General features: G+C 60.8%; 23 protein-coding genes. 13 read left to right on the top strand and 10 right to left on the bottom strand.

Translation table 11 applies throughout. The annotated features are described in order from the left end of the window. The first annotated feature begins 15 nt into the window (after window positions 1-15). Both NBG89_RS15555 and ppa read left to right on the top strand, forming a co-directional pair. Window positions 16-2,667: an AMP-binding protein gene (locus NBG89_RS15555; protein WP_431320678.1), complete on the top strand. Its 2,652-nt coding sequence runs from the start codon at window positions 16-18 to the stop codon at window positions 2,665-2,667. A 112-nt stretch (window positions 2,668-2,779) separates the two neighbouring features. After that, on the top strand, window positions 2,780-3,316 hold the full coding sequence (gene ppa, locus NBG89_RS15550; RefSeq protein ID WP_431320677.1) for an inorganic diphosphatase: 537 nt from the start codon (window positions 2,780-2,782) through the stop codon (window positions 3,314-3,316). On the opposite strand, the gene NBG89_RS15545 is transcribed toward ppa, so the two are convergent. Beyond that, a complete protein-coding gene (locus tag NBG89_RS15545) occupies window positions 3,317-3,631 on the bottom strand; it encodes a DUF167 domain-containing protein (protein ID WP_431320676.1) in 315 nt (104 codons plus the stop codon). Continuing rightward, complete coding sequence (locus NBG89_RS15540) at window positions 3,628-3,918, bottom strand: YggT family protein (RefSeq protein WP_016556606.1); 291 nt, start codon at window positions 3,916-3,918, stop codon at window positions 3,628-3,630. Before NBG89_RS15540 ends, NBG89_RS15545 begins: the two co-directional genes overlap by 4 nt. A gap of 139 nt (window positions 3,919-4,057) precedes the next feature. Between NBG89_RS15540 and NBG89_RS15535 the strand changes: the two genes are divergently transcribed. Further along, window positions 4,058-5,305: an MFS transporter gene (locus NBG89_RS15535; RefSeq protein ID WP_431320675.1), complete on the top strand. Its 1,248-nt coding sequence runs from the start codon at window positions 4,058-4,060 to the stop codon at window positions 5,303-5,305. A 6-nt stretch (window positions 5,306-5,311) separates the two neighbouring features. Here NBG89_RS15535 and NBG89_RS15530 read toward each other — a convergent pair whose 3' ends face one another. The 7 genes from NBG89_RS15530 to hemC form a co-directional block, all read right to left on the bottom strand. Next, a complete protein-coding gene (locus NBG89_RS15530) occupies window positions 5,312-5,797 on the bottom strand; it encodes a RidA family protein (protein WP_088692964.1) in 486 nt (161 codons plus the stop codon). Between the two features lie 150 nt (window positions 5,798-5,947). Further along, entirely contained in the window at window positions 5,948-6,706 is a 759-nt protein-coding gene (locus NBG89_RS15525) for a glutamine amidotransferase (protein WP_431320674.1), read from the bottom strand. Then, the gene (locus NBG89_RS15520; protein ID WP_431320673.1) at window positions 6,696-7,181 is read right to left on the bottom strand and encodes a TerB family tellurite resistance protein; all 486 of its coding nucleotides are present in this window, start codon (window positions 7,179-7,181) and stop codon (window positions 6,696-6,698) included. Before NBG89_RS15520 ends, NBG89_RS15525 begins: the two co-directional genes overlap by 11 nt. Window positions 7,182-7,196: 15 nt before the next feature. Next, on the bottom strand, window positions 7,197-8,789 hold the full coding sequence (locus NBG89_RS15515) for a heme biosynthesis protein HemY (RefSeq protein ID WP_431320672.1): 1,593 nt from the start codon (window positions 8,787-8,789) through the stop codon (window positions 7,197-7,199). Between the two features lie 3 nt (window positions 8,790-8,792). Further along, on the bottom strand, window positions 8,793-10,022 hold the full coding sequence (locus NBG89_RS15510; RefSeq protein ID WP_431320671.1) for a COG4223 family protein: 1,230 nt from the start codon (window positions 10,020-10,022) through the stop codon (window positions 8,793-8,795). Window positions 10,023-10,111: 89 nt separating this feature from the next. Beyond that, window positions 10,112-10,819 (bottom strand): uroporphyrinogen-III synthase, encoded by a 708-nt coding sequence (locus NBG89_RS15505; RefSeq protein ID WP_431322710.1) that lies wholly within the window; start codon window positions 10,817-10,819, stop codon window positions 10,112-10,114. A 7-nt stretch (window positions 10,820-10,826) separates the two neighbouring features. Continuing rightward, the gene (hemC, locus tag NBG89_RS15500; protein WP_431320670.1) at window positions 10,827-11,756 is read right to left on the bottom strand and encodes a hydroxymethylbilane synthase; all 930 of its coding nucleotides are present in this window, start codon (window positions 11,754-11,756) and stop codon (window positions 10,827-10,829) included. A gap of 73 nt (window positions 11,757-11,829) precedes the next feature. Between hemC and tsaD the strand changes: the two genes are divergently transcribed. The 5 genes from tsaD to NBG89_RS15475 are packed head-to-tail and all read left to right on the top strand — an operon-like array spanning window position 11,830 to window position 15,300. After that, the gene (gene tsaD, locus NBG89_RS15495) at window positions 11,830-12,927 is read left to right on the top strand and encodes a tRNA (adenosine(37)-N6)-threonylcarbamoyltransferase complex transferase subunit TsaD (RefSeq protein WP_431320669.1); all 1,098 of its coding nucleotides are present in this window, start codon (window positions 11,830-11,832) and stop codon (window positions 12,925-12,927) included. Further along, the gene (locus NBG89_RS15490) at window positions 12,924-13,907 is read left to right on the top strand and encodes an NAD(P)H-dependent glycerol-3-phosphate dehydrogenase (RefSeq protein ID WP_431320668.1); all 984 of its coding nucleotides are present in this window, start codon (window positions 12,924-12,926) and stop codon (window positions 13,905-13,907) included. Before tsaD ends, NBG89_RS15490 begins: the two co-directional genes overlap by 4 nt. Window positions 13,908-13,917: 10 nt before the next feature. Beyond that, window positions 13,918-14,211, top strand: coding sequence for a YciI-like protein (locus NBG89_RS15485; protein ID WP_431320667.1), 294 nt, complete (start codon window positions 13,918-13,920; stop codon window positions 14,209-14,211). Between the two features lie 2 nt (window positions 14,212-14,213). Beyond that, entirely contained in the window at window positions 14,214-14,645 is a 432-nt protein-coding gene (locus tag NBG89_RS15480) for an EVE domain-containing protein (RefSeq protein WP_431322709.1), read from the top strand. A gap of 7 nt (window positions 14,646-14,652) precedes the next feature. Then, window positions 14,653-15,300: a class I SAM-dependent methyltransferase gene (locus NBG89_RS15475; protein ID WP_431320666.1), complete on the top strand. Its 648-nt coding sequence runs from the start codon at window positions 14,653-14,655 to the stop codon at window positions 15,298-15,300. Here NBG89_RS15475 and NBG89_RS15470 read toward each other — a convergent pair. Continuing rightward, window positions 15,290-15,817, bottom strand: coding sequence for a hypothetical protein (locus tag NBG89_RS15470; RefSeq protein WP_431320665.1), 528 nt, complete (start codon window positions 15,815-15,817; stop codon window positions 15,290-15,292). The two genes, NBG89_RS15475 and NBG89_RS15470, sit on opposite strands and share 11 nt — an antisense overlap. 312 nt (window positions 15,818-16,129) lie before the next feature. On the opposite strand from NBG89_RS15470, the gene sdhC reads away from it, so the two are divergent. The 5 genes from sdhC to NBG89_RS15445 all read left to right on the top strand — a co-directional run bounded on the left by sdhC (window position 16,130) and on the right by NBG89_RS15445 (window position 20,291). Continuing rightward, window positions 16,130-16,525, top strand: coding sequence for a succinate dehydrogenase, cytochrome b556 subunit (gene sdhC / locus NBG89_RS15465; RefSeq protein WP_088692952.1), 396 nt, complete (start codon window positions 16,130-16,132; stop codon window positions 16,523-16,525). 11 nt (window positions 16,526-16,536) lie between these two features. Then, window positions 16,537-16,917, top strand: coding sequence for a succinate dehydrogenase, hydrophobic membrane anchor protein (gene sdhD, locus NBG89_RS15460; RefSeq protein ID WP_088692951.1), 381 nt, complete (start codon window positions 16,537-16,539; stop codon window positions 16,915-16,917). 7 nt (window positions 16,918-16,924) lie between these two features. Further along, window positions 16,925-18,766 carry a succinate dehydrogenase flavoprotein subunit gene (gene sdhA, locus NBG89_RS15455; RefSeq protein WP_431320664.1) on the top strand — a complete coding sequence of 614 codons (1,842 nt, stop codon included), beginning with the start codon at window positions 16,925-16,927 and terminating at the stop codon, window positions 18,764-18,766. A gap of 12 nt (window positions 18,767-18,778) precedes the next feature. Further along, window positions 18,779-19,558, top strand: a complete 780-nt coding sequence (locus tag NBG89_RS15450) for a succinate dehydrogenase iron-sulfur subunit (RefSeq protein WP_088692949.1) — start codon at window positions 18,779-18,781, stop codon at window positions 19,556-19,558. Window positions 19,559-19,781: 223 nt separating this feature from the next. Then, window positions 19,782-20,291, top strand: a complete 510-nt coding sequence (locus tag NBG89_RS15445) for a protease inhibitor Inh/omp19 family protein (RefSeq protein ID WP_088693228.1) — start codon at window positions 19,782-19,784, stop codon at window positions 20,289-20,291. Window positions 20,292-20,341 lie beyond the last annotated feature (50 nt).

The following is a 20,341-nucleotide window of genomic DNA, read 5'->3' as shown; positions in this document are numbered from 1 at the left end:
CGTGGGGGAACAAGTATGTTGGACGGCTTTTGGACGCGTATCGACCGCATGGGCGATAGGCCGGCCCTGTTGCTGCCGTTTCGACCTGCAATCACGTACAGTGAACTCGCCGATCGTGTTGCGTCGCTAAGCGGTGCGTTGGGCACGAGCAAGAAACTCGTCGCGATCGAGGCCGCACAATCCGAGCATTCGATTATTGCCTATCTCGCAGCCCTTGCTGGCGGGCACGCCGTCGCGTTGCTGCCGCCCGAGGATGACGTGGCGTGGTCGTCCTTCATGGAGCGATTTGCGCCCGAGATCGTCTACCGCCGCAAAGGCGGGCGCTGGCGGTTGATGGAAGCAAACCACAGTTTCAGTGACGCGGCCGTGCATCCTGACCTCGCCCTGATGCTGGTGACATCAGGCAGTACGGGCAGTGGCAAGGCCGTGAGACTGTCGAAGACGGCCGTCGCCGCCAATGCAGAGCAGATCACCGACTATCTTGGCCTGCACGCGGGCGATATCGGTGCTCTAGTCCTGCCGCTTCATTACTCCTACGGATTGTCGGTGCTCAATTCCCACCTTGCGGTCGGTGCCGCCGTCTGGATGCCCGGGACATCGGTCCTCGAGCCGACATTCCTGGATGATTTCCGGGCGGCGCGATGCACGAATTTCGCAGGTGTTCCGCATTCCTACGAGCTTTTAGAGCAACGTGGATTTCGCGAACAGAGCTATCCTGATCTTCGCTTCATGACAGTTGCCGGAGGACGCATGGAGCCGGAGACCGTCCGACGCTATCATAGCTGGCTGCAAGGCGAAGGACAGCGCTTCTTTGCGATGTACGGGCAGACAGAGGCCACGGCGCGAATTGCTTATGTCCCCCCTGAGCACCTGCCAGGGAGTGCTGATCGGATCGGGGTTGCGGTGCCGGGCGGTGAACTGTGGTTGGTTGACGACGAGGGCATGAGGATCATGGGCTCGGATATTGCCGGTGAACTCGTCTATCGCGGACCAAACGTGATGCTCGGTTACGCTGAGACGCGCCAAGATCTGGCGGCGGACGCTGATATCGAGGAGCTTCGGACCGGCGATCTTGCCACGTGCGATAAGAACGGCCTGTTTCGAATCACGGGCCGCCTGCGACGGATGTCTAAGATTGGCGGTGTCCGTCTCGGTCATGATGCGTTGGAAACGGCGCTGGCTGTGAAGGGTATTGCAGCCGCTGTTGTTGGCAATGACCAGCAACTGCTTGTGGCCTTTGCGGGTCCGCAAGCCGAGGAAGACGTTCGGGAGGCGCTGGCGGTGCTTGCAGGTATCGGCTTGCCGCAGGTGCGCGCAATCGCCACTAAGGAACTGCCACGGCTGACCAACGGCAAGATCGACTACGAACAACTCCGCTTGCGCATGGAAGGGGAGCCGGCGCGCGCGAAAGCAACGGTCATCAGCCTGTTTCGCGAGGTGTTTTTCCCCCAGCAGGTGTCGCCCCAGGACAGCTTTGCAGAGCTTGGCGGAGATTCGCTGCGTTATCTCGAGCTTACGGTCGGTCTCGAGCGGCTGCTCGGCACGGTACCGGATGGTTGGGAAAAGATGAGTGTCGGTGCTCTTTCGGCTCGATCGCATTCGACGAGCGCCCAGCGAACGATCGCCAGCGATATTCTCTTGAAATCGATTGCCATTCTATTGGTCGTGCTGCACCATGCGACGCCGTGGCCCATTCCGGGTGGTGCCGGAACAATGCTCGTGCTGTGCGGATACGGGCTGGCACGCTTCCAATCCCGCGCGCTTTTCGCCGGTGACCTCAAGCGCTTTTTGCGACCGCTTGGTCTCGTTCTCTGGCCCTACTACCTCGTCATTTTCGGTTTCAGTATTGCCTGGGGCGCAATGCCGTGGGCCTCCGTGTTTCTTGTTGGAAACCTCGGCTTCGCGCAGCCAGAGCGGCACGAGATGCTGCCTTATCTTTACTGGTTCGTGGAAGCCTTTGCGCAGTTGTTGCTGCTTTGGGGCGCACTGTTTGTCGTGCCGCCCGTTCGGCGTTTCGCCGGGAAGGATCCGTTCCGCTTCGGCATGCTGCTGCTGGCTCTTGCAGTGCTCGCACACTTTGTTATCCCAACGCTTTGGCCAGTTGGCCAAAGGCAGATATTCACTCTTGCCTGGGTGCTGCACCTTGCGGTTTTCGGATGGTGCACGGCTTTTGCGAATTCCGCGGGAAGACGGCTTGCCGTAATCGCCGCTGGGTGCGTGGTCATGCCGCTCATGGCCTATACAGGCGGAAACTGGGCGGGTTCATGGATCCTTTACAGCATGCAGGTGCCGGTGCTTGCGGTACTTCTCTATCTGCCTCGGGTGAGGCTGCCGGCGCCGCTTGCTGCCGTCCTCGTTTCGATCGCAACCGCGAGCTATCACATCTACCTGCTGCATCGTATCCTGCCTGAAGCCTTGTTTGATACCGGCAATCCCGAGACCTTCACGGCGCCGCTGCCGGTCGCGACCTCGGTAGCATCCGGCTTGGTGACCGGTATACTTACCTACCGGCTGCAGCGTCGAATGATGCTTGGCCACCACTTGTGGAGAGGGCTGAGGCGACTCGGTCCTCACCTCCGCCACATTCCCTTGAGCCAACAAGTGACGCTGCTCGGGTCCGGCACGACCCTTGCGCACGACCAACACGGAAGTCGTGTGTCGTCTTGAGGGGTGGCTTGTCGACGCCCGCAGGCGGACCTGAAATCCGCACTGGCGTGTTGCGTTGCGGGATGATTCCCAGTATCTGGCAACCATCGACTTAACCTTAGAGGGAAGCTCTATGCGCATTGACGCGATTTCCATCGGCAAGAACCCGCCGGAAGATGTCAACGTAATCGTTGAGGTGCCCGTTGGCGGCCACCCGATCAAGTACGAGATGGACAAGGAAGCCGGTACGCTCGTTGTCGATCGTTTCCTCTATACGCCGATGACCTATCCGGGCAATTACGGCTTCGTGCCGCACACGCTTTCCGAAGACGGCGATCCGATCGACGTCCTGATCGCCAGCACGCGTCCGCTGGTTCCGGGCTGCGTCATCAACGTGCGCCCGATCGGCGTTCTCAAGATGGAAGACAATTCCGGCAAGGACGAGAAGATCATCGCCGTGCCGTCGCCAAAGCTGACGCTGCGCTATGAGAAGGTGAAGGACCACACCGATCTTCCGGAGATCACGCTGAAGCAGATCGAGCACTTCTTCGAACACTATAAGGATCTCGAGCCCGGCAAGTGGGTGAAGATCTACGGTTGGGGTGACTCAAAGGAAGCCGGACAGCTGATCCTTGAGGCGATCGAACGCTTCAAGAAGGACAAGGCCTGATCAGTTCTCGATAAGGGCTTTCAGTTTCGTGATCAAATCCTCCGGGTCGCCATCGATCCGGAGGATTTTTTTACGCGAGGTTTCGCCTGAGGCGAGGCTGACCGACGACTTTGCGACACCAAGCGACTTGGCCAGCAGTGTTACCAACGCCTTGTTCGCCTTGCCCTTCTCAGGAACGGCAGTCACTCTGACTTTGAGGTGGGGCTTGCCCTCGGCGTCCGTCTCCACGCTGTCGATTGCATCGCGTCCGCCATTTGGCGTCAGACGAATCGTCAGAGCTATATGGTCGGTGAATGCGGCCCAGGGCCAGTTCATGCCACCAGCGGGAAGATCGAATTCCACATCAGCGAGCGCACGAAGAAGATGATCAGCAGCAGGATGATTGGCGAGATATCGATGCCGCCGAGGTTCGGCAGCACGCGGCGGATCGGTCGCAGCAGCGGTTCGGTCACGTTGTAGAGGAACATGCCGACCGAATTGACGAACTGATTGCTGGAGTTGATTACGTTGAACGCGTACAGCCAAGAAAAGATGGCGCTGGCGATCAGCACCCAAGTGTAGAGATTCAACGCCAAATCAATGGTTTGAAAAAGCGCAAGCATTGCCGTCTCCAGTTCGTTGTTGACAGACATGTAGACATTGGCGACTAAACGGGCAAGTGCTCTCTCGAAACGCATTGTAAATCATGTTTAACAGCGGCGTCGTGCGTTGGCGTCTGGCTTGTTGTCCTGGAAAACTTCCATGTCCTTTTCGCCAACCGGAGATCGTTTTGCCGCGTTCCGGCATCCGTCTTACACCCGGTTCTTTTTCGCCCGATTTCTCCTGTCCTTTTCGCAACAGATCGTCAGTGTCGCGGTTGGCTGGCAGATGTACGACCAGACTGGCAGCGCGATCTATCTCGGCCTGATTGGCCTCGTGCAATTTCTGCCGTCGCTGGTCCTGATCCTTGTCACGGGATCCGTCGCCGACCGGCATAACCGACGTGCGATCGCCGCCATCTGCTCGCTCGTCAGCGCCTTGTGTACGCTGGCCCTGCTATTGATGACGATAACGGGCACGTTCTCGCCGTTACCTGTATTTGCCGTTCTGCTGGTTTTCGGCATCGAGCGCGCCTTCATGTCGCCCGCAGTGCAATCGCTGGCGCCGAACCTGGTGCCGCCGCAGGATTTGTCGAATGCCATCGCCTGGAATTCGTCTTCGTGGCAGCTCGCGGCGATCACAGGGCCCGTTCTTGGTGGCCTCCTCTATGGCGTCAGCCCGCATACGGCTTACACCGTCGCTGTCGTCTTCGCCGCCCTTGGCGCCGCACTGCTCTATATGATCCCCAAGCCGCCGCAGAAGACGACCGGCGAAGCCAAGAGCTGGGATATGATCCTCGGTGGCTTCCGCTTCATCCGTGTCGAAAAAGTCGTGCTCGGCGCCATCTCGCTCGATCTCTTTGCGGTGCTGCTTGGTGGTGCGACGGCACTGATGCCGATCTTCGCGCGGGATATCCTGACGCTCGGCCCCTGGGGGCTCGGCCTACTACGCTCGGCGCCGGGCGTCGGCGCGATCGCCATGGCGATTTTTCTCGCTGCCTATCCCCTCAAGCATAGTGCGGGCCTTGCGATGTTCATCGGCGTCGCCCTGTTCGGCATCGGCACGATCGTATTCGGGTTCTCGAGCAGCACGGAACTGTCGATTGCAGCTCTGGCCATCATGGGTGCGGCCGATATGATATCCGTCTATGTGCGGGAGAGCCTGATCGCCCTTTGGACGCCGGACGAATTGCGTGGCCGGGTCAATGCCGTCAACATGGTCTTCGTGGGTGCCTCCAACGAACTCGGCGAATTTCGAGCGGGCACGATGGCTTCCATTTTCGGTGCCGTGCCTGCTGTTGTCATTGGCGGCATCGGAACACTTGCCGTGGCGGCGATCTGGGCAACGAGCTTCCCGAAGCTGCGCAGAATCGACACGCTTGCTGCGCCGGAGCGCCGAGAGCCGGTGTAACGGCCTTCAGGTAGAGACGATGAGCTCTGCTTCGATTTCGACTGGAAAATTCAGCGGCAGACCGGCAACGCCGATCGCGGATCGGGAGTGACTGCCAACCTCCGGTCCGAACACCTCGATGATCAGTTCGGTGAAACCGTTGATTACGGCTGGCGGATTGGCAAAGCGCGGCGCGCAATTCACCATACCGAACACGCGGCACCAACCGGTAATGCGATCGAGACTGCCCAACTCCCGCTTCAGGCTGCCCAACATGGAAAGGGCTACTTTCCGAGCAGATGCCTTGGCCTCCTCAATGGAGATGTTCTCGCCGACGGCTCCAAACGGGCCGGCGGGCGTGCCATCGGTATTCTGCGGACCATGGCCAGACACGAATGCGCGATTGCCGCGCACATTCACCCAGGGAAATGGAAGGACCATGTTGGAAGGCAGTTTCAGGGGTTGCGGTAGAACCAATCCCATCGCGGCAAGTCTCTGCTCGTAGTTGGCCATGGAACTCCTCCGGAAATAGCTTTGGTCGTCACTGTTCGGGCACGGCAATTCCAAGATCTCATCTCGGATCGGAACGCCTTCTTGCTGGTGAGTATCGCCAGAGTGGCAGTGCACGCGATTCTAGCACGACGTGGTGCAGGGCGCACGTTGCTAAGCGGGAAGGGCGGCTTTGGATGTTACGACGGATTTGGACGTCTTGCCCTCGAAAACAATATCGAGGAACTCGTTCAACCATGCTTTCAGCGGCGCGTCGAATAGCATGCGCCCTTCCAGATGTTCGCGACCCTGCTGCGCGTTCGGAAGGATGAAGCGATGCGCGCCATGAACCACCCAGCGGTGCATCATCGCGCGTGTCAGCTCGGCATGGAACTGCAGACCCCAGGCATGGCCGTCATAGCGAAAGGCCTGATTGGGATAGGTGTCGCCTTCCGCCAGCAACTCCGCGCCGTGCGGCAAGTCAAAGCCTTCGCGGTGAAAGTGATAAACCATCCTCGGCCAGTGCATCAGCAGACGGCCTTTCTCGGTCGGGCGTAGCGGATACCAACCGATCTCGGTGGAACCATCGGCATTCGCCTGAACCTTGCCGCCGAGTTGCCTGGCCAGCATCTGTGCGCCAAGGCAGATGCCGAGCAGCGGACGTTTTTCTCTCAGCGGCACATCGAGCCAATTGATCTCCGTCTTGACGAAATCATCCGCATCGTTGGCGCTCATTGGTCCGCCGAAGACGACGGCGCCCGCATGTTCGGCAAGCGTCGAGGGAAGCTTGTCGCCAAGAACCGGGCGCCGGATATCGAGCCGATACCCCTTCTCGACCAGCAGTTGACCGACGCGGCCAGGGCTCGAGTGCTCCTGATGCAGAACAATCAGGACCGGAGGTTGGCCGGGCTCTGGCAAGCGGTCAGTCGGCATCGTCCTGTACCACCTCGGCGTCTGTGACTCGGCGGGCTGCCTCCTGCCGCTTCTGGATCCGTTCGCGCGCGGAAACACCGAGAAGTTCGGCGATGCGCCAGATCGCATCATCCTCCATCTCGCTGCGTTCGCCATCGGCATAGACGATGTCCCAGAGGATCCCGATCAGTTCGAGCCTTTGCTCCGTGTTGAGGTGGCGTTTGAGATCCGAGGTGAAGCGGTAGTAGTCGACAGCATCGCTTTCCGCCTCCTGGCCAGCGGCCATCAGTGCATCGAGTTGCTTGCGGTCGAGCCCGTACTGGTCTTTCAGCAGCTTGCGAAGCCGCTTTGTCTCGCTGTCCTTGACCTGCCCGTCCGCCTCCATGACCTGCATGCAGAGCGCGGCCACCGCGATGCGTGGATCGTCGGGCGCGAAACCTTTCTTTGCATTGTCGGAAGTCAGATTCTGAAAGAATTCCTGGAAGCGTTCGAACATTTAGATCCTGTTTGTCTAGAAAAGGCGAAGCCGCGTCTTGGGTTCCGGCTCTGCCGCTGGATTGCGAACACCGGGATCGTCCGGCAGGCCACCAAAGAAGGGGCGCGGTTCGGGTGAAGTTGCTGCGTCCGCCGCTTGCTTGCTGGGCGCCGGCGGTTTGGGAGATGGACGCACTGCCTCGGCTATCGTGGCAGCTCGCTCCAGTTCGATGATGCGGTGATCGCTGGCCATGCGTTCGGTGCGACCATCGCGGACCGGCGGCAGTGTTTTCAATGCGCTGTCGATGGAGATTGTCGTGCTCTCATCGACCGCTTTATCCACATGGTCGAACGGTGCCTTCCAGACAAAGGCATCCAATCGACCGGTCACCGGCGAGAGCGGTAACCATTTGTCGGAAACGAAGCCATCCGCCACCCATGCCGGATCGCGCGGCGCCTTGAGCGCCTGCGCTAGCCAATGGCGAATGCGGCCCTGATCGCCGGTTTCGGCCTCCTCGATATCGGCCAGCAGCAGGAAGGCGGCTTCGCGTGGCTCGATACGGGCAGCGGCTTCCGCCTTGGCGCGGGCCTTGGCAAAATCCTGAGTGTCGAGAGCGGCCTGCGCCACGAGAAGCAGGGATTCGACGTTGTTTGGCCGCATCCCCTCCAGGCGCTCGGCACGCTTTAGGCGGTCGGCAGCAGAATCGCCGCTGCGGGCGCGAACATAGGTGCGGCCGATGTCCGGGTGCGGCGCTGACTTCCACGCCTGTTCGAGGATGGATGCCGCCTTGCGCAGCTTGTCTTCGCGAAACAGCGCCTTGGCGGCGATGATTGCGGCAGGTTCGAAGTCGGCGGCGAGCTTGAGGGCATACGTGGCATCGTCGCGCGCGCCGGCCGGATCGCTCTCGAGTTTCTCGGTGGCGCGAGCCGTCAGCAGAACGGCACGAAGCCTGTCAGCCTCGGACTTTTCGATGACACGACCCGCCTTTTGCTGCTCTAGCAGGCGGATCGCATCATCCCAGCGACCGGCCTGACTGCGATACTCGAGCGTTGCCTGGGCGGCCCAAGGGAGGTAGGGCGCGTTGTCGGCGGCTTTTTCGGCATATTGGCGCGCCGCTTCATTGGCGCCGAGCCGCTTGGCTTCCAGATACAGCCCGCGCAAACCCAGTTCACGAGTTTCCGGATCGTTGGTCATCTCTTCGAACTTGGCGCGGGCTTCGTCGTGGCGGCCCTCGATCAACGCGGCCTGTGCCTCGAGGAGCGCGATCAGTGGCTCCTGATCGGCGCGAATCAAACCGCGGGAGCGGGCGGCCATCTTGCGGGCCAACAGTGCATTACCGGCGCCTGCTGCAATCAGGCCGGTCGACAGCGCCTGATAGCCGCGATCGCGCTTGCGGGCACGAAAATAGCGGCCAACCGAATAAGGCGACGTCCAGATTGTCCGCAGCAGCCACCACAGGATCATCACGACCGCAATGAGTGCGATCAGGGCGCTTGCCGCAACGATCAGACGGGTCTGGTAGAGTTGCCCTTCCCAGATCAATGAAAGATCGCCCGGGCGATCGGCCAGCCAAGAAAATCCATAGCCGAGTACGAGGACGAGGACGGCGAATATGACGAGCCTGATCATGCCTCAGCCCTCCTTGCCAGCATTGGAAACGGCCTTGGATAGGGCACTGCCCACGAGATCCTCGACGCGGATGCGGGCTTCCAGCGATTGCTTGAAGGCGGCGGATGCCTGTTTCGCCTGAGCCGGCAGATCGGCCCATTCGGCTGCGGCGCCTGGCAGGTCGCCATTCTTCACCTTGTCTTCCATGCGCGCGGCGATCGCCTCGACGCTCTCACCCTCAATGTTACCGACGGGGCGGACCGTCACCAGCGACTTGGCGCTCGCCATCAACCGGTCGGACCAACTCTGGTTGGCATCGGTTTGATTGATGGAATCGACGATAGCCGTTGCGACGTCCGGTACCTGGCGGACAAGCTCGGCGCGCGAGGGAACGCCGGTCTCCGCGAAATTGCGCAGATCCGCAATGGCAGGATCATCGGGGGAGACCCCAGCAAAGGTGTCGAGCTCGGCAACGAACGGCCCGCCGCGATCGATCGCCGCCTTCAACGCGGCGGCGGCGATGGCCTTGGCGACGGCGACGTCCTGCCGCGGTTCGTTGAGCTTCTTTTCGGCTTCAGCCAGACGTTGCTCGATATCGGCGTTATTGGAGGTTTTTTGCTCCGAGGCTTGCGTGACGGCGCCACGCAACTGATCGATCTGGGCGGTCAGGTCGGCAATCTTCTGATTGAGAGCGTCGACCGCGGTTGTGTCGGCGGGCATAGCGGGCGAGGTCTTTGCCGTCGCCTCCAACGCTGCGATGCGCTGTTCCAGCGCACCGTTATCCGACGTAGCGGGGGCAGCGGCGAGATTGGCGACCGATTGCTTGAGGCCGTCGATCTCGGCGGATAAATTGGCAATCTCGGCGGATGGTGTCTCGGGCGTGGACGAACCCGGCAGGTAGCCCGCATATTGAATGGCGCCTGCACCGACAAGCGCGATCAGGCCGCCGACAATACCGGCGGCGATCAGGCCCGATATGTTGCTGCGCAGCGGGGCGGGCGATGCTGGCGAAACCGGCTCATTCGTCTTGGGCTCGGGTTCGGCAGCAGCCTTTGGCGTTTCGTCAGGCAACGGTTCGCTGGTCAATTCGGGCTGCGCCGGAGGCTCATCCGCAGGGCTCACATCCGATACGCCGGTCGGCTCCTCGGCTTTCGTTTCGGTATCCTTGGCAGAAGCAAATTCCTGCGTATCCAGATCGATTGTGACCGGCTCTTCGGTGTTCTTCGAGTGGCGAGGCGGATTTCCTGGTGCCATGAGATCCTCTTACTTATGCATTGCAACGAAACTAGTCAGTGATGCCAGTCAAGAAAAGAGGTTAGATAAAATTTGGGCGCACAAGGCGTTCAGAGGAGCGACAAAAGGCTGCGCTCCTCCGGCATTACAGCGATGCTCACTGTGCCCCGCAGCGACGCCGGGACCGCTTCGGCAACCGATTTGCTGAGGCAGAGAAGACGTATTCCATCTGTCCGGCCTGACCGCATCCGCACTTCGGCCGCGCGGAAGAAATTTTCGGCTGTTTGGCGTGAATAAAAGAGGATTGCATCCGGCGGTTGCTGCTCAAAGATCGTGTCCAGCGTTTGCGGGGCGATCGGTGTCGGCTCCATCCGGTAGCATTCCGAGACGGTGATCTTCAGGCCGATTTCGTGCGCGCGCTTCTCGAAGGTCTCCGCTCTCGGCGAGCCGGCGAGATAGAGAACCGGGCCGCCTGCCTTTTTCGCGATCGTCTCGGCAAGCTCAGTGCCGCTTCCGCCCGATGCCGTGACGGAGATAAAACCGATCGCTCGCGCTTCTTCGGCCGTCGCATCCCCGACCGCAAAGACCGGGCGTTTGAGATGGGTAGCTAGCTCGACGTCAGGCTTTGCGAGTGCCCTGATCGCTTCGGCGCTGGTGATCGCGATAGTGCCCTTGGTCATACGCAAACCGCGCAACGCCGCATTTGCATCGTGAACCGGTCGTGACAGGGGCAGCAATATCGGTTCGTGTCCCAGGTCGCGAAGACGCCTGGCGGTGCGCTCGCCCGAATGTCGAGGACGGGTCACGAGCACGCGCATCGGCACATCAACTCCAGTCGTCAAAGAAGCTGCCGCCGGCGCGTGCGCGGATCTCCTGCCCGGCACGGGTCCCCAATGCCGCCGCATCGCGCCTGTGGCCATCGACGGTAACGGCATGCTGGTTACGGCCGTCCGGTGTGATGATCAAACCAGAGAAGCGCACCTGGTCACCTTCGCAGACGGCATAACCGGCGATCGGCGTGCGGCAGGAGCCGTCCAAGGCGGCGAGAAAGGCCCGCTCGCAGGAAACGGCATCGAAGGTTGCCGTATCATTGATGGGAGCAAGGAGCGCGTCGATGCGGGCATCACCAATACGGCTTTCTATGCAGATCGCACCTTGAGCGGGTGCGGGCGGAAAGGTTTCCGCGGCGAGGATATCGGTTATCACCTCGACCTTGCCGAGCCGTTTCAATCCGGCGAGCGCAAGCAGCGTCGCATCGACCTGGCCTTCCTGCAGCTTTCTAAGCCGCGTATCGACGAGGCCACGGAAGGTAATGACGTTGATATCAGGACGCATCCGGCGGATCAGCGCCTGGCGGCGAAGCGACGAGGAGCCGACAGTCGCGCCATGAGGCAGGTCGATCAGCCTTGGCGCTGTGCGCCCGATTACCGCGTCGCGGACATCCTCGCGCGGCAGGTAGGCGGACAGACAGAGCTCCTCGGGAAGCTGTGTCGGCATGTCCTTGGCGGAATGCACGGCAAGGTCGAGGTCGCCGCTCGCAAGCTGCTGCTCCAACTCTTCCGTGAAAAGTCCCTTGCCGCCGATCTCGGCCAGTGAGCGGTCGGTGATGCGATCGCCCTTGGTGCTCAGCACGACGACTTCGAACATCTCTTCCGGCAGCCCATGCGCCGCCATCAGCCTGTCACGTGCTTCGTGAGCCTGAGCGAGCGCCAGCGGGCTGCCTCGAGTGCCGATCCGGAAAGGTTTTGTTTGCATCCGCATTGATCCGTTGTTACCGGAGTTCCTCGTAAACAGGTTTAAGACCCATCGCAATCAACGATCAGGTTTCATGGCGCCCTTTCTACGCATCCTCGGCATCGAAACAAGCTGCGACGAAACCGCCGCGGCAGTGGTCGAGCGAGCTGTCGACGGGCAGCCGACGGTGCGTTCGGACGTCGTCTTGAGCCAGCTCGAGGAGCACAGCGCCTATGGCGGTGTTGTACCCGAGATCGCCGCCCGCGCCCATGTCGAAGCTCTCGACACGCTGATCGATGAAGCCTTGAAACGCGCCAATGTGTCGCTCTCCGATATCGATGCCATCGCGGCAACCTCGGGGCCCGGCCTTATCGGCGGCCTGCTCGTCGGCCTTATGACCGGTAAAGCGATCGCCAAGGCGTCCGGAAAACCGCTCTATGCCGTCAACCACCTCGAAGGGCACGCGTTGACGGCGCGGCTGACGGATGGGCTTGCATTTCCCTACCTGATGCTACTCGTGTCCGGCGGCCACACCCAGCTTATTCTCGTGCGCGGCGTCGGGCAATACGAGCGTTGGGGTACGACAATCGACGATGCGCTCGGCGAAGCCTTCGACAAGACGGCGAAATTGCTGAGCTTGCCTTATCCAGGCGGGCCGGCGGTTGAGCGCGCGGCCAAGAGCGGTAACCCGGACCGCTTCAATTTTCCGCGACCTCTGGTCGGGGAGGCGAAGCTCAATTTCTCGTTTTCCGGTCTGAAGACAGCCGTGCGTCAGGCGGCAACCGAGATCGCGCCATTGACCGAGCAGGATGTCGCGGATATCTGCGCCTCCTTCCAGAGGGCGATCTCACGAACGCTGAAGGATCGCATCGGTCGCGGGCTGGAGCGTTTCAAGGCGGAGTTCCCAAATGTCGAAGGCGGACCGGCCCTGGTGGTTGCCGGTGGGGTCGCGGCCAATCTGGAGGTTCGCAGTACCTTGCAGTCGCTGTGCGACAAGCATGGTTTTCGCTTCGTAGCGCCGCCGCTCCGACTGTGCACGGATAACGCCGTGATGATCGCTTGGGCGGGTCTGGAGCGCATGGCGACAGGTGTCGAGCCGGATGACCTCGATGTGCAGCCGCGCTCGCGCTGGCCACTGGATTCCAATGCCGAGACGTTGCTGGGCTTCGGCAAGCGTGGAGCGAAAGCATGAGTGAAAAGATTGCCGTCGTCGGAGCTGGAGCTTTCGGAACGGCGCTTGCCGCAGTGATTGCCCTGACGGAGAGCAATGCGGTAACGCTCATCGGCCGAGACCCGGAGCTGATCGCCGACCTGGAGGCCGAGCATCGGCATGACGCCGCCTTGCCAGGCATTGCGTTGCCGGAGTCGCTGGACTTTTCCGCCGAACCGGACGCGATCGGTGATGCCGACATCGTGCTCTTCGCGATGCCCTCGCAGGCACAAGCGGACGCAGCGAGGCAGTACCGGCCTTATCTCGCAAGCAATGCCATTGTTGTCACCTGTGCCAAGGGCATCGAGCGGGCAACCGGCAACCTGCTGACCGACATGCTGGAGCGCGAAATACCCGGCCACGCGATCGCTGTGTTGTCCGGACCCGGCTTTGCTGCCGATATCGCGAAGGGATTGCCGACGGCGATGGCAATCGCCGCGGCGGATATGGATGTCGCCGAAAGGCTGGCCCATGCGATTTCCGGGCGGACGTTCCGGCTCTATGCCTCGTCTGACCGGATCGGCGTCCAGCTCGGCGGAGCGCTGAAGAACGTTTTGGCGATTGCCTGCGGCATCGTCGAGGGGGCCGGTATCGGCGACTCTGCGCGAGCGGCGCTGATTGCGCGCGGACTTGCCGAAATGTCGCGCTTTGTCGTCGCCAAAGGCGGGCAGGCGGATACGGTGCGAGGGCTCTCTGGCCTCGGCGACCTGGTGTTGACGGCGACCAGCCATCAGTCGCGCAACCTGCGTTTCGGCATTGCGCTCGGTCGCGGCGAGACCGTCAATCCCGCCCATGGCGAACTCGTCGAGGGCGCTTTTGCGGCAGCAGTGGCGTCACGTCTGGCGCAGTCGCTCAACGTCAGCATGCCGATCACCGATGCAGTTTCGGCTATCATCGAAGGTAAGCTCGGTATTGCCGAAGCCATCGATCAGCTCATGACACGTCCGATTACGACTGAATAGGAGTTCCGATATGCTTTTTGCTCTCCTCTGCAAGGATAAGCCCGATCACCTCAATGTCCGCATGGAGGCACGGCCCGCCCACGTGGAACATCTCAACAAGCTCAATGCCGAGGGTGTGCTGAAGATGGCCGGACCGTTTCTCGATGGCGAGGGCAAGCCGTGCGGCAGCCTCGTCATCATTCATGCCGATACGATCGAAGCAGCCAAAGCGCTGGCGGACGGCGATCCCTACACCAAGGCCGGGCTTTTTGAGAGCGTCGATATCAAGCCCTTCAATTGGGTCTTCAACAATCCGGAGGCATGAGCGTGGCGCATTGGCTCTACAAATCTGAACCGGCTGCCTGGTCCTGGGAGCAGCAAAAGGCGGCCGGCGAGAAGGGCACGGAATGGACCGGTGTCCGGAACTATCTTGCCCGCAACAACATGCGGGCGATGCAGCTGGGCGACAAGGGGTTTTTCTACCACTCCAATGAGGGGCTCGAGATCGTCGGTATCGTCGAGGTCTGCGCTCTGTCGCATCCGGACTCGACCGCCAAAGGCGACGATCGCTGGGACTGTGTCGATATACGTGCCGTCTGCGACGTGCCCAACCCGGTTTCATTGAAGGACATCAAGGCCAACGAAAAGTTCGCCACGATGTCGCTCGTCACCTCCATGCGCCTGTCGGTGCAGCCGGTAACGGATGAGGAGTATCTGGAGATCTGCCGCCTGGGCGGCCTCGACAATCCACCCCGCTGAGCAGTCGTTGAAAACCGATCCCGAAATCTTCATCCGCGCTAATACCAGCGTGATGACGCCACCGCATGTGCCGGAAATTCGATTGCACTTGGCGGACGAAGCCCATGACCTGTGGCTGAAAACGGAAGAGGAGCTGGCGGAAATCGGCCTGCCGCCGCCCTTCTGGGCGTTCGCCTGGGCGGGCGGTCAGGGGTTGGCGCGGTACATACTCGACAATCCTGATATCGTTGCCGGCAAGCGCGTTCTTGATTTCGCCACAGGTTCTGGCCTCGTGGCGATTGCGGCAAAGATGGCGGGAGCGGCCAAAGTCGTTGCCGCCGATATCGATCCGTGGACCGAGACCGCTGTGCGACTGAATGCTGGCCTGAACAAGGTCGAGGTGGACTTCACCGGTGCTGATTTGATCGGCGGCGAGGTCGAGACCGATATTCTGCTCGCCGGCGATGTCTTCTACGACAGCGATTTTGCCACTGCCATCATTCCATGGTTCGAGACGCTCAGCCGCCAGGGCATCGCCGTCCTGATCGGCGACCCGGGACGCAGTTACCTTCCCAAGGAGAACCTGGAATTCTGCGCGGTCTATCAGGTTCCGGTCACCCGGGCGCTTGAAGACAGCGAGGTGAAGAAAACGACCGTTTGGCGTTTCACGGCCTGATCACACAGACGCCGGCCTCATAAGAGCAACTGCTGCTCTTTGCCGTGACGTCGATCACCTTGGCCATTGGCGCAAGCGCTACGCTTGGTCTGGAGCCAGGGAAACTATAGCCACTAGCGGTCACATACGTCCCACCATTGGTATCGTAGGCGTACGACGAACCCGCATAGGTGCCGCTGACGCCTCCGCCCTGCGGTGGTTGAACGAGGACGATGACATTGCGTCCGCCGTAGCCATATCCATAGCCATTGCTGCCGCGATACGGAAATGAAGCGCGCTTGATCAGAGGCGTGTAACCGGGGCGATGGCCGGGCCGACCGTATCCATCCGAGAAACGGATGCGTCCATCGTTCCATCCACGAAAGGGACGCCCGACGATTGTCGGCGCATGGTGCCTCATGAATCCCTTGCCACCGTGGCGAAAGAACGAATTCCTGCCGAAATCGTCCGCCGAGGTCGGCAGCGCGATCAAAGCGGCAGCTGCGAGGGACACGAGCGTGGAGATGATTTTCAGCATCGCGCGGATCTCCGAAAATGGGATGGTTAACAAAGCGTTAACAGCAAAATGCGCCAAAAGTCGCCCGTTGTCCAGAAGACGTCGCGGCGTGCCGCCTGCATCGAGCGCCAGCCGGGGCGTCAAGCACAGTTCGCGCCACCCAGAGACGCAAATCGATTAAATTAAATTGGGGGTGCAATTATACTTGTCGTTAGGGGCTTACGTGATTAAACGTCGCCATTGATGCGACGCACACAAACAAATTTGTCATTCGTGTGGTCGCCTTGAATGCTCCCGCACGTAGGAGCGCAGAGAAGACGCCGCGAGGTTCTGATGGCGAATGTGACAAATAATCGGCCCCTGTCGCCGCATTTGCAAATTTACAAACCAATCCCCACCATGATCATGTCGATCGTTCACCGTATCACCGGTGGCGCACTCTACGTGGGCACGCTGCTGGTCGCCTGGTGGCTGATCGCGGCTGCGACTGGCCAGGCCTACTATGATTGGGTCAATTGGATCCTCGGCAGTATCGTCGGCAAGCTCGTACTGCTCGGTTATACCTGGGCATTGCTGCACCATATGGTTGGTGGCTTCCGTCACTTCGTCTGGGATCTCGGCTACGGCTTCGACAAAGAAGTCTCGACCAAGATGGCCCAGGCTTCCATCGTCATATCGCTCTGTCTGACCGTGCTGGTCTGGGTGATCGGCTTCCTTATTCGTTTCTGAAGGTTGTTCTCATGGATATGCGCACCCCTCTGGGTAAGGTTCGCGGCCTTGGCTCGGCCAAGGAAGGAACCGATCATTTCTGGCGCCAGCGCGTCACGGCGGTTGCCAATGTACCGCTTTTTCTCTTCTTCATCATCTTCATGATCGTTCACGCAGGCGAGCCATATGCCGACGTGGTTCATGCCCTGTCGAACCCGCTCGTAGCGGTTATCATGGGCCTGATGGTCGTCTCCGGCGTCATCCACATGCGGCTCGGCATGCAGGTCATCATCGAGGACTACGTGCACGGCGAATTCGCCAAGATCGGCCTGTTGATGCTGAACACCTTCTTTTCGATCCTGATGGCAGGGCTCTGTCTCTTCGCCATTCTGAAAATTGCATTCGTAGGATAACCGTATCATGGCAACGACTTCACCCGCTCAGAATGGGAAGGCCTACAAGTACGTCGATCACTCATATGATGTGATCGTCGTCGGCGCCGGCGGCGCTGGCCTTCGCGCCACGCTTGGGATGGCCGAACAGGGTTTCCGCACGGCCTGCATTACCAAGGTATTCCCGACGCGCTCGCACACGGTCGCGGCCCAGGGAGGCATTGCCGCCTCGCTGCAGAACATGACGCCGGACAGCTGGCAGTGGCACCTCTACGACACCGTCAAGGGTTCCGACTGGCTCGGCGACGTCGACGCCATGCAGTATCTCACCATGGAAGCGCCGAAGGCGGTCTATGAGCTTGAGCACTACGGCGTTCCCTTCTCGCGCAACGAGGAAGGCAAGATCTACCAGCGGCCGTTCGGCGGTCACATGCAGAACTTCGGCGAAGGCCCGCCGGTCCAGCGCACCTGCGCCGTTGCCGACCGTACCGGCCATGCCATTCTGCACACGCTCTACGGCCAGTCGCTGCGCAACAACGCCGAGTTTTTCATCGAGTATTTTGCGCTCGACCTGATCATGTCGGATGACGGCAGCCGCTGCACCGGCGTCGTGGCCTGGTGCCTCGATGACGGCACGATCCATCGCTTCGCCGCCAAGATGGTAGTGCTGGCGACCGGTGGCTATGGCCGCGCCTACTTCTCGGCGACGTCCGCCCATACCTGCACCGGCGACGGTGGCGGCATGGTGGCACGCGCCGGCTTGCCCCTGCAGGACATGGAATTCGTGCAGTTCCACCCGACCGGCATCTACGGTTCGGGCTGTCTGATCACCGAAGGCGCGCGCGGCGAAGGTGGTTACCTCGTGAATTCCGAGGGCGAGCGCTTCATGGAACGCTACGCCCCTTCGGCCAAGGATCTTGCCTCGCGCGACGTCGTTTCGCGCTGCATGACGCTTGAGATCCGCGAAGGCCGCGGCGTCGGCAAGAACAAGGACCACATCTTCCTGCATCTCGACCATCTCGATCCGGCCGTTCTGCACGAGCGCCTGCCGGGGATTTCCGAGAGTGCGAAGATCTTTGCTGGTGTCGACGTGACGCGCGAGCCGATCCCGGTTCTGCCGACCGTTCACTACAACATGGGTGGCATTCCCACGAACTATTGGGGCGAAGTGCTGAATGCCGATAGCTCCAATCCGGAACGCATCATCCCCGGCCTGATGGCGGTCGGTGAAGCTGGTTGCGCCTCGGTGCACGGCGCCAACCGCCTCGGCTCCAACTCGCTGATCGACCTCGTGGTCTTCGGTCGGGCGGCCGCGATCCGCGCCGGCGAGGTCATCGACCGCGCGGCACCGGTGCCGCATCTGAACGTCGCTGCCTGCGACAAGATCATGGATCGCTTCGACAGCCTGCGTAACGCCAGCGGCGGCACGCCGACGGCCGTGCTGCGCGAGAAAATGCAGCGCGCCATGCAGGAAGACGCCGCCGTGTTCCGTACGCAGGAATCGCTGGAATCGGGCTGCAAGCGCATTTCGGCCATCTGGCAGGAGATGCGTGACATCAAGGTCACCGACCGCTCGATGATCTGGAATTCCGACCTCGTCGAGACACTGGAACTGCAGAACCTGATGGCCAACGCCATCACCACGATCTACGGCGCCGAAGCCCGCAAGGAGAGCCGCGGTTCTCACGCACGCGAAGACTACACGGAAGGCGCATTCGCTGGCCGCGACGACGTCAACTGGCGCAAGCATACGCTCGCCTGGGTCAATGAGTCAGGCGACGTCAAGCTGGACTACCGCCCGGTTCACACCGAGCTCATCGCAGAGGGTATCGATCCCAAAAAGATCGCGCCCAAGGCTCGCGTGTACTAAGAGGAACTGGACATGGTTGAACTCGCCCTCCCAAAGAATTCCCAGATGCGCGAAGGCAAGGTGTGGCCGAAGCCGGCTGGCGCCAAGAATACCCGCGAATTCCGCGTTTACCGCTGGAGCCCGGATGACGGCCAGAACCCGTCGATCGACACCTTCTACATCGATGTCGACGATTGCGGCCCGATGGTGCTCGACGGCCTGCTCTACATCAAGAACAAGATCGACCCGACGCTGACGCTGCGCCGTTCCTGTCGTGAAGGCATTTGCGGTTCCTGCGCGATGAACATCGACGGCACGAACACGCTCGCCTGTACCAAGGGCATGGACGAGATCAAGGGCTCGGTGAAGATCTACCCGCTGCCGCATATGCCCGTGGTCAAGGATCTGGTCCCCGACCTCACCAACTTCTACGCCCAGCATCGCTCGATCGAGCCGTGGCTGAAGACGGTTTCGCCGACGCCGGCCAAGGAATGGAAGCAGAGCCACGAGGATCGCCAAAAGCTCGACGGCCTTTATGAGTGCATCCTGTGCGCCTGCTGCTCGACCTCCTGTCCGAGCTACTGGTGGAACGGCGACCGATATCTCGGTCCGGCCGTTCTCCTGCAGGCCTATCGTTGGCTGATCGACAGCCGCGACGAAGCAACCGGCGAGCGTCTCGACAATCTCGAGGATCCGTTCCGCCTCTATCGCTGCCATACGATCATGAACTGCGCGCAGACCTGCCCGAAGGGTCTGAACCCGGCCAAGGCGATCGCCGAAATCAAGAAGATGATGGTCGAGCGCCGCGTCTGATCGATCCAGCAAGAGGGCCGCAAATGCGGCCCTTTTCTTTATCCGATCACGAAGCCTTGATTTGCCCGGGATTGCGCCAAATTTGTCTCGCGGTTACGGCGTTGCTCCCACATAGACACAATTTCTCCTCGCGCTGGCTTGATTCAATACAGCCTTTCAAGATAATTCCGCCGTGATTGCGCGGCAACTTCAGGACAATATTGGAAAAATCAGGAGTATCATGATGCAGTTCAGACATATGGCGACAGGTCTCGTGGTTATTCTGTCGTTAGCTGGCTGCCAGCGCACCGCATATAATGATGCAAGCTATTCTGCTCCGGCGCCGCTCACCGCCCAGCCGGTTCCCTCGGTTCAGGGTGGGCAGCTTCCGCCGCCTTCCGGCTCTTCGCAGTTTCCTGCCGCTCCGACGGCCTCGGCACCTGTCGCTGGCGGTCAGCCCGGCGCGATGGCGGCGAATGCGATGGACGTCACCAAGGAATCGATGGTCGGCAGCTGGCGCGTCAACGGCTCCTGCGACATGTTCCTGACGCTTACCAATCTCGGCAGCGGCTCGCGCGGCGGTACGCGCGGCTGCGTTGGCGAGCTGACGGCGATGGGCTCTTGGGAAGTTTCCGGCAAGCAGGTTCTCCTGAAGGACCGCAGCGGCAACCAGATCGGCAGCGTCTATAAGACAGCCGACAATGCCTTCAGCGGCCAGACCAATACCGGTCAACCGATCAGCCTCAGCCGTTAAAAAAGATTGGGCGGCGAAGGCCGCCGATCCTGCATAGGCGGACCTCCTTT

The sequence above is a fragment of the Rhizobium sp. YTU87027 genome (assembly GCF_050644135.1).
Lineage (GTDB): Bacteria > Pseudomonadota > Alphaproteobacteria > Rhizobiales > Rhizobiaceae > Rhizobium.
The sequence above is the reverse complement of the archived record's forward strand: the minus strand, read 5'-3'. Positions and strand labels throughout refer to the sequence as shown.

What these genes read in the sequence shown, in the direction of transcription:
- NBG89_RS15555 (WP_431320678.1), top strand. Translation starts at nt 16, where the DNA reads ATGTTGGACGGCTTTTGGACGCGTATCGACCGCATGGGCGATAGGCCG.
- ppa (WP_431320677.1), top strand. Translation starts at nt 2,780, where the DNA reads ATGCGCATTGACGCGATTTCCATCGGCAAGAACCCGCCGGAAGATGTC.
- NBG89_RS15545 (WP_431320676.1), bottom strand. Translation starts at nt 3,631, where the DNA reads ATGAACTGGCCCTGGGCCGCATTCACCGACCATATAGCTCTGACGATT.
- NBG89_RS15540 (WP_016556606.1), bottom strand. Translation starts at nt 3,918, where the DNA reads ATGCTTGCGCTTTTTCAAACCATTGATTTGGCGTTGAATCTCTACACT.
- NBG89_RS15535 (WP_431320675.1), top strand. Translation starts at nt 4,058, where the DNA reads ATGTCCTTTTCGCCAACCGGAGATCGTTTTGCCGCGTTCCGGCATCCG.
- NBG89_RS15530 (WP_088692964.1), bottom strand. Translation starts at nt 5,797, where the DNA reads ATGGCCAACTACGAGCAGAGACTTGCCGCGATGGGATTGGTTCTACCG.
- NBG89_RS15525 (WP_431320674.1), bottom strand. Translation starts at nt 6,706, where the DNA reads ATGCCGACTGACCGCTTGCCAGAGCCCGGCCAACCTCCGGTCCTGATT.
- NBG89_RS15520 (WP_431320673.1), bottom strand. Translation starts at nt 7,181, where the DNA reads ATGTTCGAACGCTTCCAGGAATTCTTTCAGAATCTGACTTCCGACAAT.
- NBG89_RS15515 (WP_431320672.1), bottom strand. Translation starts at nt 8,789, where the DNA reads ATGATCAGGCTCGTCATATTCGCCGTCCTCGTCCTCGTACTCGGCTAT.
- NBG89_RS15510 (WP_431320671.1), bottom strand. Translation starts at nt 10,022, where the DNA reads ATGGCACCAGGAAATCCGCCTCGCCACTCGAAGAACACCGAAGAGCCG.
- NBG89_RS15505 (WP_431322710.1), bottom strand. Translation starts at nt 10,819, where the DNA reads ATGCGCGTGCTCGTGACCCGTCCTCGACATTCGGGCGAGCGCACCGCC.
- hemC (WP_431320670.1), bottom strand. Translation starts at nt 11,756, where the DNA reads ATGCAAACAAAACCTTTCCGGATCGGCACTCGAGGCAGCCCGCTGGCG.
- tsaD (WP_431320669.1), top strand. Translation starts at nt 11,830, where the DNA reads ATGGCGCCCTTTCTACGCATCCTCGGCATCGAAACAAGCTGCGACGAA.
- NBG89_RS15490 (WP_431320668.1), top strand. Translation starts at nt 12,924, where the DNA reads ATGAGTGAAAAGATTGCCGTCGTCGGAGCTGGAGCTTTCGGAACGGCG.
- NBG89_RS15485 (WP_431320667.1), top strand. Translation starts at nt 13,918, where the DNA reads ATGCTTTTTGCTCTCCTCTGCAAGGATAAGCCCGATCACCTCAATGTC.
- NBG89_RS15470 (WP_431320665.1), bottom strand. Translation starts at nt 15,817, where the DNA reads ATGCTGAAAATCATCTCCACGCTCGTGTCCCTCGCAGCTGCCGCTTTG.
- sdhC (WP_088692952.1), top strand. Translation starts at nt 16,130, where the DNA reads ATGGCGAATGTGACAAATAATCGGCCCCTGTCGCCGCATTTGCAAATT.
- sdhD (WP_088692951.1), top strand. Translation starts at nt 16,537, where the DNA reads ATGGATATGCGCACCCCTCTGGGTAAGGTTCGCGGCCTTGGCTCGGCC.
- sdhA (WP_431320664.1), top strand. Translation starts at nt 16,925, where the DNA reads ATGGCAACGACTTCACCCGCTCAGAATGGGAAGGCCTACAAGTACGTC.
- NBG89_RS15450 (WP_088692949.1), top strand. Translation starts at nt 18,779, where the DNA reads ATGGTTGAACTCGCCCTCCCAAAGAATTCCCAGATGCGCGAAGGCAAG.
- NBG89_RS15445 (WP_088693228.1), top strand. Translation starts at nt 19,782, where the DNA reads ATGCAGTTCAGACATATGGCGACAGGTCTCGTGGTTATTCTGTCGTTA.